Annotated in this window: 13 protein-coding genes and 1 tRNA gene; 8 read left to right on the top strand and 6 right to left on the bottom strand. The window is 52.5% G+C overall.

All coding sequences use genetic code 11. The annotated features are described in order from the left end of the window. Positions 1-773 precede the first annotated feature (773 nt). Positions 774-2,348, bottom strand: coding sequence for a hypothetical protein (locus tag AB9F27_RS13630; protein ID WP_369757843.1), 1,575 nt, complete (start codon positions 2,346-2,348; stop codon positions 774-776). A 623-nt stretch (positions 2,349-2,971) separates the two neighbouring features. Here AB9F27_RS13630 and AB9F27_RS13625 point away from each other — a divergent pair. The 3 genes from AB9F27_RS13625 to AB9F27_RS13615 are packed head-to-tail and all read left to right on the top strand — an operon-like array spanning position 2,972 to position 4,648. Continuing rightward, positions 2,972-3,403 (top strand): hypothetical protein, encoded by a 432-nt coding sequence (locus tag AB9F27_RS13625; RefSeq protein WP_369757842.1) that lies wholly within the window; start codon positions 2,972-2,974, stop codon positions 3,401-3,403. Next, the gene (locus AB9F27_RS13620) at positions 3,403-3,609 is read left to right on the top strand and encodes a hypothetical protein (protein WP_369757841.1); all 207 of its coding nucleotides are present in this window, start codon (positions 3,403-3,405) and stop codon (positions 3,607-3,609) included. Before AB9F27_RS13625 ends, AB9F27_RS13620 begins: the two co-directional genes overlap by 1 nt. Further along, positions 3,596-4,648, top strand: coding sequence for a tyrosine-type recombinase/integrase (locus AB9F27_RS13615; RefSeq protein ID WP_369757840.1), 1,053 nt, complete (start codon positions 3,596-3,598; stop codon positions 4,646-4,648). Before AB9F27_RS13620 ends, AB9F27_RS13615 begins: the two co-directional genes overlap by 14 nt. 74 nt (positions 4,649-4,722) lie before the next feature. On the opposite strand, the gene AB9F27_RS13610 is transcribed toward AB9F27_RS13615, so the two are convergent. Then, positions 4,723-4,796, bottom strand: a tRNA-Cys gene (locus tag AB9F27_RS13610). A gap of 206 nt (positions 4,797-5,002) precedes the next feature. Between AB9F27_RS13610 and AB9F27_RS13605 the strand changes: the two genes are divergently transcribed. The 3 genes from AB9F27_RS13605 (at position 5,003) to AB9F27_RS13595 (ending at position 8,210) form a co-directional block, all read left to right on the top strand. Further along, positions 5,003-5,656, top strand: a complete 654-nt coding sequence (locus AB9F27_RS13605) for a protein-L-isoaspartate O-methyltransferase (RefSeq protein WP_039004617.1) — start codon at positions 5,003-5,005, stop codon at positions 5,654-5,656. A 71-nt stretch (positions 5,657-5,727) separates the two neighbouring features. Continuing rightward, positions 5,728-7,128: a TolC family outer membrane protein gene (locus AB9F27_RS13600; protein ID WP_335584689.1), complete on the top strand. Its 1,401-nt coding sequence runs from the start codon at positions 5,728-5,730 to the stop codon at positions 7,126-7,128. Between the two features lie 71 nt (positions 7,129-7,199). After that, complete coding sequence (locus AB9F27_RS13595) at positions 7,200-8,210, top strand: hypothetical protein (RefSeq protein ID WP_335584690.1); 1,011 nt, start codon at positions 7,200-7,202, stop codon at positions 8,208-8,210. A gap of 1 nt (position 8,211) precedes the next feature. On the opposite strand, the gene AB9F27_RS13590 is transcribed toward AB9F27_RS13595, so the two are convergent. Together AB9F27_RS13590 and AB9F27_RS13585 are read right to left on the bottom strand one after the other, a co-directional pair. Continuing rightward, positions 8,212-9,657 carry a cobyric acid synthase gene (locus AB9F27_RS13590; protein ID WP_335584691.1) on the bottom strand — a complete coding sequence of 482 codons (1,446 nt, stop codon included), beginning with the start codon at positions 9,655-9,657 and terminating at the stop codon, positions 8,212-8,214. A 122-nt stretch (positions 9,658-9,779) separates the two neighbouring features. Further along, positions 9,780-10,094, bottom strand: coding sequence for a DUF6280 family protein (locus AB9F27_RS13585; protein ID WP_039004620.1), 315 nt, complete (start codon positions 10,092-10,094; stop codon positions 9,780-9,782). Positions 10,095-10,311: 217 nt separating this feature from the next. Here AB9F27_RS13585 and efp point away from each other — a divergent pair, with 217 nt between their 5' ends. Further along, positions 10,312-10,878 carry an elongation factor P gene (efp, locus tag AB9F27_RS13580; RefSeq protein WP_039004621.1) on the top strand — a complete coding sequence of 189 codons (567 nt, stop codon included), beginning with the start codon at positions 10,312-10,314 and terminating at the stop codon, positions 10,876-10,878. Between the two features lie 41 nt (positions 10,879-10,919). Here the strand turns inward: efp and AB9F27_RS13575 are convergent, their stop codons facing one another. Next, complete coding sequence (locus AB9F27_RS13575) at positions 10,920-11,657, bottom strand: folate-binding protein (RefSeq protein WP_335584692.1); 738 nt, start codon at positions 11,655-11,657, stop codon at positions 10,920-10,922. An 82-nt stretch (positions 11,658-11,739) separates the two neighbouring features. Between AB9F27_RS13575 and AB9F27_RS13570 the strand changes: the two genes are divergently transcribed. After that, entirely contained in the window at positions 11,740-12,423 is a 684-nt protein-coding gene (locus AB9F27_RS13570) for a TIGR04283 family arsenosugar biosynthesis glycosyltransferase (protein WP_335584693.1), read from the top strand. On the opposite strand, the gene AB9F27_RS13565 is transcribed toward AB9F27_RS13570, so the two are convergent. Then, positions 12,413-14,098 (bottom strand): ABC transporter ATP-binding protein, encoded by a 1,686-nt coding sequence (locus tag AB9F27_RS13565; RefSeq protein ID WP_335584737.1) that lies wholly within the window; start codon positions 14,096-14,098, stop codon positions 12,413-12,415. The two genes, AB9F27_RS13570 and AB9F27_RS13565, sit on opposite strands and share 11 nt — an antisense overlap. Between the last annotated feature and the right edge of the window lie 108 nt (positions 14,099-14,206).

The raw sequence follows: 14,206 nt of genomic DNA, 5'->3' as shown, positions 1-14,206 counted from the left end.
GCTATGGACTTACAACAATGACCGCCCGAATATGGGCATAGGCGGCATGACCCCCGCCCAGAAACTGAAAATGGCCGCGTAAGTTCTACAGCCGCACCCCATTAGAAATGGGGGGATTACCGGTTCTACAATCCGCGACGGCGCCATTCAGCACTGGGATGGAAAAGTCCCGTCGCTTTCGAACGGAAAGTGGCTTAAACGAGCACTTGGGGCGGCACTAAAGCGCGACAGGTCCAAACATTGCTCGAAAGAGACCGGAATTAAACCGTGGCAAGACCATACAGACTCGAGCGTGACAGCGACAACATCTGGCATTGCCGCCGCAAACTGATCTTCGGGCGATTTCTCTCAATGCACATCCGCCTGCGATCCTTGCTCAACGATCCCAGGCGCGTTTCAAAAAATCGCGCTCCACCACCAGTTGACCAATCTTGGAATGAAGTTTGTCTATGGAAGCTACAAACGAGTTTCTCGCAAGAATAGGTGTTTTCGCATGCGCTGCAATCGTCGCTCATTGCTCCGCGTTTTACTCGCTCTCGGGTGCCCCACTTAAACTCATAAAATGGCTATACTTCAAACACTTGCTCGAACAAGGCGGAGGCTAGCCCCACTCGCAGTCCTACTAAGCGTCTGTAATAGGGAGCAGCGTTCATCTAGGCTGCTTCTGTTGTGCGCTAAAGCTACTGCCTATGGCTAAATGTATATATGTGCCAATTATTGGGATGCACGATTGCTGAGTTATGGGCATCGCGTCATTTTATTGCATTGCGCATCTAAAGGATTAGCTGAACCAGACCTGCAACGCTTGCCGCAACAACACCATCTTGAATTATCCTTTGCTTGGCTTCTGTCGAAAGAGCTTCTCCTTTCAACATAGATTTCGCATTGGCAGCAAGTGTCACCATCGCGGCGACCCCCATACTTTCTGCAATGCCGGCATCGGCACCCTCATCGAGTAAATTTAGAGTTGAAGTTGTATCAGCTGTCAAACCTTCGTTGCTGAACCCCGACGAAGACCATTCCGATGAATCCATCGCGACTTCGCTAGTTGTAAGGACATCTATGTTTTCGTACTTCTCATTATGTTCCCGTACATACGATGCGTAATTTGTCGCTTTGAGTTGAACCTCGGAAACATCTCCTGTCTCTACATTAATGATACGGACATCCGCCCCTGCGTGGTTCGTTTCGTCAAACAGCTCTACGATATATTCGTCACCATCGAGGTTCTCATGGCGCTGGAATGCAAGCTCGTGATAAATGCCCTTCACGTTGTTCTTTAATCCTGCAATTTGCTCGACTGGTAGTGAGTGAACGTATTTTGACAGCTCAAAGTCACTAGCATCCGCAAGGCTATTCTTAGACCTTCGTAAGGCTTGCAAAACCAATTGCTCATCGTCGCTAAAAGATGGCGGGTTTAATGCCATCAATTTTATAATGGTGGCAGAAACAACACCTGTCAGAATGGGGCCGCTTGCTATCGACCCTTTTTGCACCGCAGATGGCTTATCATTTACCTCTGTCAAAGATTCTAAAAGTTTCTCCAGTTTTACTTTGGAAATTTCAAGCCGGTTGAGAGGAATACTTGGCCATTCTGCCACCTTGGCGATGCAGACATCCAACTGTTGGATAAGTTCTTGCGATAGGTTGTGGTGCAAAGCCTCCGCAGTAATTTGATCCAAAGCAGCTTTTTGTTCGACTCGCTCTCGAAAAGCTGTAGCCAACATCAGGCATGTTTCGACAAAGTGTTTTTCCTGAGTATCTAGCGCTTTTTTCTTACGTCTCTTGCCGGTCCATTTACCAAGCAACTTCAAGGACCCGTAATAAGCCGCAACTGAACCTACTGCGACGGCACCCAGAACAATCCAACCGCCCGTTACGACGCTTCCACCAATCCAAGCCAACGCAGCGCTATTAAAGGCCGCGCCAGAAAGTGAAGATATTGCTGTTCCAGTACTCGCTGTCCCAAGCAGGGACGCAATTGAAAATATTCCAACTGTTGCACCCGCGGCACCAAGCTTTGCAGAGAGAGCTCTAACGACTCTCGCTGACGTCCCGCTTTTCTCAATTAATAAGGCGTCGACAAGGTCTTCGAGAGTTGCAGCGCTCTTTTCGTAAAAATTCTCTCGGGTATAGTCCGCGTGCCTGAGTTCGTACTCAGCAACTTTTACGTTCGCTTTCTCTTTTACAGCTCGACCGCCTTTTACAGCCAGTTTACCGGTCTGCCTCCCTAGGGGTTTGGCAACTGCCCATCCTGCCTTTCCGGTTACCTTTGTTAAAAAAAGCGCTGAGCGCCCCGTAGCTCTAGCAGCTCGAACTGATATCGAAGGATTAGCTTTATCACTCATACCGTAGCCTAGTCAGACAACGTAATTTTGTCACGATGATTACGAAAGTTCACAGGGTTGAAAATCTCTGTGTGGGTAGTTCAAATTCGCTCCAAAGTACCGGATAAATTCATAATATTGTTGAGTTTAATCAGTTAACTTGACTGCGTAAATTCCGGCCTCACCTTCAGGTCCGCTAAGTGCAATTGATAGTCGAGATCTCCTGAACTGTCTTGTTGCCACGCAGCGCCTCAAGCGCCACAGCAACCTTAAACTTGTCTGAAAAGTTCCGTCACATCGTCATTCTCGTATCCATTCATTCGTGTTGGATATATCTTAGCACGCTGTCCGAATTTGCCGGACCATTTCACTTTTTCCCAACTCAAAACTTCCATATAGAGGTTGTTGATTCCAAACCACTTGGAACCATCCGCCGTCATCAGGCATGGGCGTGAAGTCCTTCTCCATCTTCAACCATCCTTTTACTTTTTCCGGTAGTCATCGCGGAAATCAGTGATGCTCTGGTGTCGCGCATGCAAAAGCAGGGCGTAGAATAAGTTGCCTAGAAATGAGCGCAGTAAACCTAAGTCATTGACTGAGTCGGTCTCTGATGCTAAGCTTCAGTTAATGACGGAGGTTGTGGAATGCAGATGAAGACTTTTATTAAAAAATTTGGATTGAGCCGCGCGGACGTTGAAAACTGGATTGCCCGTCCAAGTGTTCAGCTGCGCACCAAATACGCGCCAACTACAAAAGGCAGGGCTCGCGAATTTACTCGCAAGAATGTGATGGAATTAGCCCTTGTTGGCGCCTTGGTCAAAGCCGGTGTTAAACCTTCAGAAGTCGCAATGTGGGCTGAGGTGGCGATCGAAGATTATTGCATAGGGCTTCCGTCGATTGAATTGATGGCGTTTCCTCCATACTCCTTCGGACAGATGGTCACAGCCAACAAATATAAGGATCTAGATATCCCTGCACTCCTGTCTCAATTTGGCGGAGCAATCATCCTGGTGGAGGTAGGGAAATATCTCCGTGAAGTCGATGACCTTTTCAGCAGTCACTATGAGGCTAAATAATGGGACGGAGCCCCGCAGCATGCCGAAAATCAGATTTTACGCCAGCCTTCGAGGCTGCAAAAGAGTCTGGGTTTGATCAGGTCTCCGTTGAAATAGAAACTGCTGACGGTCGTCGTTTCCTTGTCACTGCTGCCTGCGGAGCAAATGTCGGCGCGCCGGCCATGACGCCTCTCGAGAAATGGAAAGTAGAATATGCCGCAACCTGATTTGCCTAAACGTGTGCATCGTGTTCGTCGCAAACTAGCGAACGGTAAGAGCCGCTTTCATTTTTATGCATGGCGCGGAGGACCTAAATTTTGGCAGGACTCCCTTCGCAAGCCGACTGATTCCGAATTCTATCGAGAGCTTGCTAGTGCGACAGCCCAGCCAAAGCCATTAGATTACATGGTCCACCAGATGGTTGATGAATTTCTATCCAGCACCGCTATGCCTAAAGGTGAACGATCACAATCAGATATCCGTAAGTGGGCACTGCGTTTCGCAGAACACTTTAAGGCAGCTCCGGCTATCATTTTTGAAGAGCGCGGTTCAAGAGGCGAGCTAAACAACTGGCGCGCGCTTTGGAAGCATTCCCCGAAGCAGCACGACATGGGAGGTACCCATGCCGTCCGCATCCTTAATTGGGCGGTTGAAGAGGGAAAACTCACTGAACATCACTGCCACAAACTCCGTCGTATTTATGAAGTGGATCGCTCAGAAATTGTCTGGACGCAGTCCGATCGTGAAGCGTTTGACGCACTAGCTCCTGATTGGGTACGTAGAATACTCTGCGCGGCTTGCGAAACGGGTTTGCGGCCCGCGGACCTTATAAAGTTGACCAAAGCTCATGTCGAAGATACTCCAAAAGGACGTCGGTTGCGGGTAAGAACTAATAAACGGAAGCGACTTGCTCATATTCCGATCACACCCGCAATGGCAGAGGTTATTGACGCGACACCACACGATCGCATGCTGATTCTAGCCAATGCAAACGGAAATGCTTTGACGCCACATCGTGCGTCTGAGGGTGTCCGCCAATGGCGTGACAAAGCCCAACTGTCCGACGAGTTGCGTCTGTATGACGCGCGCGGGACTGCCGCAACGCTTTTACTTAACGTGGACCTTTCTCTAGCGCAGATTGCCAACCATATGGGCTGGTCAATTCGCTACGCTGCAAATGTGATTGAAAACTATGCTCGCGTTTCACCCGACGAAACCGACGCTGTTTTGGTCAAACTTGCTGTGGCAAAAGGGGGTGCATCATGAACAAAACTGTAAACGCTGGTGTAAACGGCGCACCCCTCGCAATCGGAGAGATTGCGCAAGTGTTTGAAAATAAATGGAGGCGAGTAGGAGAATCGAACTCCTGTACACGGATTTGCAATCCGCTGCGTAACCACTCCGCCAACTCGCCGCCGTGGTGGTCTTGGACGCTATTTAGGGGGGATTGTGGTGCGTATCAAGTGCTCTTTTGCGCGCCCTTCGCAATATCGCCCCGTGAAACGCGGCTCTGTCGAAAATAAGAGACATTCCGCATCATTGTGTGGAGAGGGTGTCTTGCCCAGCGTGGCGATCTGTGGCAAGACTGTTTAAACGAAACTAGACGAACGAGTTTAGTCCATGACTAATTTTATGACCCGCCGCACAATGATGGTTGATACGCAAGTTCGCCCGTCTGATGTAACGAAATTCCCAATTATTGCAGCTATGCTGGATGTCGAACGCGAGAAATACGTGCCAGAGGGGTTGCGCCAAGCAGCTTATCTGGACGGAAATCTGTCGCTTGGCGTGGGACGTGTCGTGTTTGAACCACGTACCATGGGGAAATTGTTGGACGCCCTGGATGTGCGCAAGGATGACCTCATTCTCGATATCGGCTGTGGCCTTGGATACTCGGCAGCGTTGCTGGCGCGCCTCGGCGATACCGTGGTTGCAGTTGAAAGCGATGAAACACAAGCCGAGGAGGCGCAGCGCGCGTTGTCGGAAAACGGTGTTGATAACGCGGCTGTCGTGGCTGGCGCGCTTGAACTGGGCGACGCAAAGCACGGTCCTTATGATGTGATCGTTATCGAAGGTGGCGTTGAGATTATTCCCGAAGCTTTGACGGCGCAACTCAAAGACGGTGGCCGTATTGCCGCGCTCTTTATGGAGGGCGCATTGGGCGAGGTTCGTATCGGCGTACGTCACGGCGCAAACATCAACTGGCGTCGGGCGTTCAATGCTTCCGCTCCGGTTTTGGCGGGCTTCCAGCACAAGCAAGAGTTTGTTTTGTAGGCTCCTTTTGGCGGCTAACAAGAAAAATACAACCAAAGGGCAGCAAGCCCAGCACAATTTTGGAGCGTGGTATGAGTGGGCAGAAAATGAAAAAGGTGATCGGGTTCACGGTCGCGATTCTCATGTCTTCTACAATCGCCAGTCGTGCCGAGACATTGGCCGACGCCCTTGTTTCCGCCTATAATAATAGTGGATTGCTAGAACAAAACCGGGCGCTTTTGCGGGCTGCGGATGAGGATGTCGCGCAATCGGTTGCGGCATTGCGTCCGACCTTGTCTTATATTGCGTCTCTTGATTACTCGTACTCTGACCTCGAGCGCCCAAATCTTGGCGGATACTCTGATGGTCTTGGGACAGGGCTAAACCTTGTCGCGGAAATGACCCTCTATGATTTCGGGCGCAATCAACTAGCTGTTAAAGCCTCAAAAGAATCGGTGCTCGCGGCGCGCGAAAACTTGATCGGTATCGAGCAACAAGTGCTCTTTAACGCGATTAACGCATTTTTGTCCCTTTCAGAAGATCTTGAATTTGTCGATCTTCGCCAGAATAACCTTCGGGTTATTGGGCAAGAACTTAAGGCTGCTCAGGATCGCTTTGAAGTGGGCGAAGTGACGCGCACGGATGTTTCGAACGCCGAAGCCCGCTTAGCGGCGGCGCAGGCAGGTTTGGCGGAGGCCAAGGGCGAAGTTGCCGTATCGCGAGAAGTTTATAATTCTGCGATTGGCCACTATCCATCGACTTTGGCCAGCCCTCCGCGTGCCCCCAAAGTTGCGACTTCTCTTGACGCAGCGCGGGACGTGGCGCTTAGAAATCATCCGGATTTGAAAGCCGTTCAGCGAACAATTAAAGTTGCCGAATTGAATGAAGAACGGGCAGAACGGTTGAAATACCCGACGTTAAATGGCGCGGCGCGGGCGGGTTTGAATGGCGTTTGGAATGAATACGACAGTTCAAGTGCTGTTGTATCCCTCGAACTTTCGGGCCCGATTTATCAAGGTGGCCGTCTTCCTTCGCTCGCGCGGCAAGCGCTTGCTGCGGTCCAAGCTGAACGTGCCCAACTTCATTTGGTAAGCCTTGCGGTGCAACAAAACGTTGGGACCGCATGGGCGCGGTTGTTGGTTTCAGAAGCAAGTCTGTCATCACGGCAAGCGCAGGTCGTCGCGGCGCAATCTGCCTTTGATGGCACACGCGAAGAGGCCGCCTTGGGCGCGCGCACCACATTGGATGTTTTGAACGCCGAGCAAGAAGTCTTGGATGCAAAAGCGGATGTGATCGTGGCGAATACAATTCGCTATCTTGCCGACTATGCTTTGCTGGCTCAAATGGGGTTGCTAACCGCCGAGCACTTGAAGCTTAAGGTCCAAATCTATGACCCTTCGGTCTATTACAACGCTGTCGAAAATGCGCCCTCTGGGTATAGTAAGCAGGGGAAGGCGCTGGACCGTGTCCTCAAAGGCTTGGGAAAAGAGTAGAATTGGCGCTATCTGTTGTGAAAATTTGCGAAAACGGGTAAACTCATTCATGAGGCGATAGCAGGTAATTCATGTCCGACCCAGTTGCAAATATTGAAATTGAGGACGTTTTGTCGTCCATCAGACGCTTGTTCAAAGAGGACAGTCGGCACGAAAATGTTGCCGAGGAAAACCCCGAGAAACAAGGCGTTTCAACGGCCCTACCACAAGAAGACAGTGATGATCGCCTTGTGTTGATACCCGCTTTTCGGGTTGATCCAAATCGCGAGAAGTGGGCTGCAGAAGCCTTTGATCCTGAACTCGAATCGTTGATTGACGCGCCTGTCAGCGGCGCTGATTCTGTGGATAAGCCGCCAAAAGCTTCTGTGACGCGTTTGCATCTCCTCCCCGATGAGGCTCCCAAGGAAAACCTTGAGGTTTTGGTTCTTGGGGCATGGCAAAAAACCTTAGACGAGACCCCTCAAGAAAATACGCCAAACGTGGCAGTCGAAAGCCTCGTTCAGCAGTCGCTTAAAACCCGCGTTGAAGTTGAATCTGAAATGGCGGCGCAAGCTGACGCTATTTCAGCTTCCCTGATCCGCCAGTCCTCGCTCAAAGCGACCATCGCTGAGCTAGAGGCCGCAATTTCCAAGCAGGGAAGCGTGTTTGAGCCTGATGGAAGCGAGGAAGTCGGGTCTATTCCGGAAAATGAACCGCTTCAGTGGCAAGATGCGGATGGGCGCACCAAGCTTGAAGCGCTGGTTGCCGAGCCTGAAGTCATCGAGCTTGATGCGGGGCCACAAGAGGTCGATCCTGACTTTGTGCGGCGTCACGCGGCACCCGTGGGCGTAGATGATTTTGAAGAAGACGAGGATCCTGCACCAAGTTTCGCTCATTCCGAACCTGACGATCTCCAAGAAGCGTTGGATCGCGATTTCGGGGTCAATGATCTGCCTATCGACGAAGATGCGCTCAGGGATTTGGTGTCGGAGATTGTCCGCCAAGAGTTGCAAGGGGCTTTGGGCGAGCGCATTACCCGCAATGTGCGCAAATTGGTCCGCCGTGAAATTCATCGGATTATCTCAAGCCAAGAGTTCGAATGAGCTAAACCTCGTCCGCGAGGTCCAGAATTTTCGCCAGATCCATGTGCATTTCTAAATGCGCAGCAAGCGCGTCGAGCGTTTTTTCCACATCTGCAGTGTGATCGCGCATCTCAACTGGTGCGCCAAGGTGCCTCAAATAGGCCGCTCGAAACGCGTTTGAAGCGAAAATGCCATGCAGATAGCATCCCTGAACCCGCCCCCGCGCGGCCCCTTCGGCCCGTCCGTCAATTTCCAGCCACGCAAACGCGCAATCTGGCCCGTTGGTTTCCCCGATATGAATTTCATACCCCTCAACCGCGCAGCCGCTTTCGATGTGGGTCGCTTTGGTTAATGCCACGCGCTTTTCAGGCTTCATATGGGTGGTGATGTCGAGGTGGCCGAGGCCTTCGACGCGGGAGGGCGTGCCTTCGATACCGTCCTCGTCGACAATCTCTTTTCCCAACATTTGATAGCCGCCGCAAATACCCAGAACCGCCCCCGAGCGCCGGATATGTGCGGCCAAATCAATGTCCCATCCTTGGGCTCGAAAGAACGCGAGATCGGCAATGGTGGATTTCGTGCCGGGTATCAAAATCAGGTCAGCATCGGCGGGCAGGGGGCGTCCCGCCTCGATTATCTCAACTGTAACTGAGGGTTCCGCAACCAAAGGATCAAGATCGTCGAAATTCGCAATGCGCGATAAGCGCGGCACGGCGATTTTGAACGCGCCGCCCTTACGGGTCGCAATATCCATCACATCCTCGGCGGGCAGACGCCACGCGCCCTCAAACCACGGCACAACCCCCAGTGAGGGCCAACCGGTGCGGCTTTCGATCGCCGTCACACCCGCGTCAAACAAGCTGGGATCCCCGCGAAATTTATTCACAGCAAACCCCTTGATCCGCGCCGAATCCGAGGTTGATAAAACAACCTTTGTCCCAACAATTTGCGCAATAACCCCACCGCGGTCGATGTCGCCGATCAAAATAACCGGAACCGAAGCCGCTTCGGCGAATCCCATGTTGGCAATGTCGCCATCGCGCAGGTTGATTTCCGCAGGGCTGCCAGCGCCTTCAATGAGGACCAAATCACAGGAGGCGGCAAGGCGATGAAAACTTTCAAGCACCGCAGGCAGAAGTTGTACCTTGGCGCGCCCATAATCGCGGGCCTTCATAGTGGCAAATCTCTTGCCCTGAACCACAACTTGCGCGCCTGTATCGGACTCGGGCTTGAGCAAAACGGGGTTCATATCAATGATGGGGGGCGTGTGGCACGCCATAGCCTGAAGCGCTTGGGCGCGACCAATCTCGCCACCATCCAGCGTTACGGCTGCATTGTTGGACATGTTTTGCGGCTTAAACGGGCGCACGATTAACCCGCGTCGCGTGAAGGCACGGGCAAGCCCCGCGACAAGCATCGACTTGCCGACGTTAGAGCCAGCCCCTTGAATCATGATCGCTTTGGCCAAATCTGTCCCCAAAAATTCTTTGTCCTAGAAACACCAAATCAGGCAGCATGTGCAACGTTTTTAACCTAAAAACGCAAAACGCGCCCTTAAGGGCGCGCTCAGCAAAACTGGTAGTCAAAGCCTTAAGCGGCTTCAGCCTGTTGATTACGACGGTCGCTTTCTTCACGAGAAAGAGCAACAGAAGTCCGAACACCATTGGACACAAAGCTCATCAAGCCTGTGACAACGCGTTCGTTTGGATCGATACCCGCGCAGGACAAAACCTCGCGGCCATCACGTGAACGTGCCCAGCGAGCAATTTGCTCAGGACCATTCCCGTATTTCTTATCGTCTGCAATCGCATCATCCAACGCAGCCAAAACAACAGCCGCGAAAAGCTTTCGCGAGCGGTTCCCTTGTTCGTGGTTGAAAGCGGTGCCATCAACGAAATCAGCCATTTGGGCATCCCCTTTTAAATATTGCACTTGTACTTTTGAGCGTTCGGCGAATATGACGGTTTTTTGACGATTCGGTATTTCTCATTTGGAATACCAGATATGCGCTCCACGCATAGCTTTATTTCAATAAACATCGATATAGTCGCCTTGTCAGCCAACCTTGGCCAATATATAGGTACACCATTGTTTACATCAACCCTCCGAGACGAGAATTACCATGCCAAAAATAAACGGAAACGAAATTCGCCCCGGAAATGTGCTTGATCACAACGAGGGTTTGTGGGTTGCCGTAAAGGTAGATCACGTAAAGCCAGGAAAAGGCGGAGCTTTCGCGCAAGTGGAACTCAAGAACCTGCGTAACGGTTCCAAGCTGAACGAGCGTTTCCGCAGCGCCGATAAGGTTGAGCGTGTTCGTCTTGAGCAAAAAGATCAGCAGTTTCTCTATGAAAACGACGGAATGTTGGTGTTCATGGACGTTGAAACCTTCGATCAAATCGAATTGCCCTCGGATCTTCTCGGCGAGCGTCGCCCGTTTTTGCAAGACGGCATGACGGTTGTCATCGAATTTTATGACGAAGAAGCCTTGAACGCCCGCGTGCCGCAAAAAGTGATTTGCGAAATCGTCGAGACCGAGCCTGTTGTCAAAGGCCAGACCGCCGCGAATTCCTTTAAACCTGCGATCTTGGACAACGGTATCAAAATCATGGTACCGCCGTTTGTGGGACAGGGCGAAAACGTTGTCGTCGACACCGTTGCCATGGAATATTCCGAACGCGCGTCCTAACGCTTGTTCCAATCGCGCCCCTGCGAGGGGGGCGCGTTACCCTATGATGTCGCGTTATAGGTCAGGGTCGCCGTACCCGCCTGCATTTCACCAATCGCCCGATCAAACCGCAGATAGGCAATGGCGCGTCCATCGGCTTGAGAATACAGTGTTCCGACCGTCTTGCCCTCGCGGGTGATCTCTGTGCCAATGGGGGCCGCGCCGTCAATCGAAACCGTTGCCAAGCCTTTGCGCAGCTCGGTTTTATGCTTCATCCGCGCTGTGACCTCTTGGCCGACATAACAGCCCTTTTTGAAATCCACACCGTTGAAGCGTTCGAATCCGGCTTCAAGGATATACGTGTCAGGGGTCAACTCAATGCTCGTCTCAGGGATGCAATGAGCCACACGCTGCGCCGTGAGGTTCGCCGCAACCTGCACCCCCGTCCCGTAGGACCGCCAGCCAAGATCCACATGGCGCGGGTCGGCAACCGCTCCCTCTGGTGCCGCGCCAAACCCGTTGGAAACCTTGAGGTCACTAGGTGAAATCTGCACGTCAGCGCGCAATTTATACATGCTCAAGCGTTGCACCACCGCATCTGCGATTTGCGCATTTACGTCCAGCAAAATATCATCCACCCGCACCATCAAAAAGAAATCCGCGAGGTATTTGCCCTGTGGCGTCAGCAGCGCCGTATAAATCAGCCCGCCCCGCGCCACATCGTTGGTCACCAGCCCCTGCAGAAACTCCACACGGTCGGCTCCCGAAATTGTAAAAATCTTGCGATCAGCTTGCGACATATTCCGCTCCTCATTCTAGACCTTATTCAATATAGGTGATTGGGCGCAGGGAACAGCGCCAAATTTAGTGAAAAGGTCCAAGATGCGCGCCCCTCTCTCCATTGTGATCCCGACATTGAACGCAGGCTCAGAATTGGCTCCGACCCTTGCCTGTTTGATGGAGGGGTTGAATGCAGGTTTGATCCGCGAACTGATGATTTCCGACGCAAGCTCATCTGATGATACCGTTGAAATCGCACAACTTTCGGGGGCCGAGGTCGTTTCTGGCGCGGTGGGGCGGGGGGCGCAACTCTCCCTTGGGGCGGCGGCCTGTTCGGGCGAATGGCTGCTCTTCCTCCATGCCGATTCCCATCTCTCGGAGGGGTGGAGCGCGCATGTCTCAAGGTTTATCGCGCAGGAAACGGATGCTGGATACGGCGATCTGGTTTTACGCGATGACGCCATGATGGCGCGGATGACGGCCCGTGGCGCCAACTTGCGGTCCCGCCTTTTTGGGCTGCCCTATGGCGATCAAACCCTACTGATTTCGCGGGCTTTATACGACGAGGTCGGCGGCTATCCTGACATTCCGCTCATGGAAGATGTCGCCCTCGCCAAAGCCCTCAAAGGGCGGCTCAAACGCGGCGGTTTTCAGTCTCAAACCAGCGCCGCACGTTACCGCGAACAAGGCTATGCCAAACGTTCCCTGCGAAATCTAACGACACTTCTGCGCTATAAATTGGGCGCTGACCCAAAGAAATTAGCGCAGTCCTACGCTAAGAAGTAACGTCTTCCTCGGTTTTGAATTGCATGGCATAGAGCGCCGCATAGGTCCCCGATCGGGCTAAAAGTTCATCGTGCGTGCCTTCTTCAACCACGCGCCCCTGATCCATAACGACAATTTTATGCGCATTTCGTACCGTCGAGAGGCGATGCGCAATCACAATCGCCGTGTGCCCCTTTGAAAGCTCCTCCAGTGCCGACTGCACAAAGACCTCGGATTTGGCATCCAGCGCGGATGTTGCCTCATCCAGCAGCAGTATTGGCGAGCGGCGCAACAGGGCCCGTGCAATGGCCACCCGCTGCCGCTGACCGCCAGAAAGGTTCGTACCACGGGGGCCAGCTGGGCTCGCCAGCCCATCGGGAAGCTGACCAAGGAAATCCGTCACATGCGCCGCCTCAAGCGCGCGTTCAAGGTCTACCTCTGTAATATCCGTGTGCCCCATCAAAACATTGTCGCGCAAGGTTTCGTCAAACAAAAGCGAGTCCTGTGACACCACCGAAAACGAATGCCGCAGGATAGAAAGATCAAAATCTGCAACCGGCACACCCCCAACCAAAACCGCGCCACTGGTTGGCTCAATCAGGCGCGTGAGGAGGTTGAAAACGGTACTTTTCCCCGCCCCCGACGCCCCCACAAGTGCCGTGGTTTCGCCCGCTTTCGCCACAAAACTCACATCATGTAAAACGGGCGTATCGCCGTAGGAAAACTCAACATTTCGCAGGGTCACATCACCCGAAAATGCCTCGGTTCCCTTTGAAACGGCTGGCGACAAGATGGTCGGGCGCTCGTCAAATAGTGTATACAAACGTTGCAAACTCGCCGCTGCAACCTGCCATGTGCCCGCGATGGAACCCAAACGCCGCATGGGTTGAAACGTCAGACCCATCGCCGAGAAAAAGCTCATGAACTGGCCGACGGTTTTATCCCCCGTCACAATGTCTTGGCCGCCAAAAACCAACACGCCAAGGAACCCAAAACCCGTCATGATATCAATCATCGACGGAATAAACGCCCGTCCGGCGGCTGTCTTGATTTCGGCCCGCACAATGCGGCCAATAATATAGTTGAAACGGCTCTGTTGATAGCTCTCCATGACGTTGAGTTTGATCGGGTTGATCCCGTGAAAAATCTCGTCGAGTTGGGTCGAGCGCAAACTGGCCTCAACCCGTAACGCATTGGTTTTGCGACGAATATATTTCTGCAATACCACCATCGGCAGAAGAAGCAGAGGGATGCCTGCAATGGAAATCAGGGTCCAAATCAAGTCCACTTGGATCGCCACATACATAAGCGCAAGCAACGAGATGAAATCGCGCCCGACCCCCGAAATAATCACGCTCCAAACGCCTTGAACCGCCAGCGTATCGCCTTGAACACGCTCCATCAGCGCCCCGGGAGAGTTCTTTTGAAAGAACTGGCTATCAAGCGTCATCAGATGCCCCACAAGCTCTTTTTGCATGGTCGTGGACGTGCGCTGCGCAACCGTCGTTAGCAGCGTTTTTTGCACAAGATTACTAATCGCGCGCGCAAAAAACAGGGCCACGATAAGCCCCCCAACCCGCCAAATAGCCGCAGAATCCCCCGCGATGAAAATCTGGTCAAACATTGGTTGCAGCAAGTAGGACAACACCCCAAGCGAGCCGCCCTCAATAACCATGAAAAAGAACGCAACCAGCATGAGACCCGAATATCGGCGCAAATAATCATGCCATAAACGGCGGAACAATTCGCGCGATGTATAGCCCGAAAGCGTGGGAGCGTGGGGGGGATTCCGAGGAGCAGAATG

The organism is Falsihalocynthiibacter sp. CO-5D18 (assembly GCF_041205445.1).
Taxonomy (GTDB): Bacteria; Pseudomonadota; Alphaproteobacteria; order Rhodobacterales; family Rhodobacteraceae; genus Falsihalocynthiibacter; species Falsihalocynthiibacter arcticus.
Note: the sequence above shows the minus strand (reverse complement) of the source record. Positions and strands in the feature narration are given on the sequence as shown.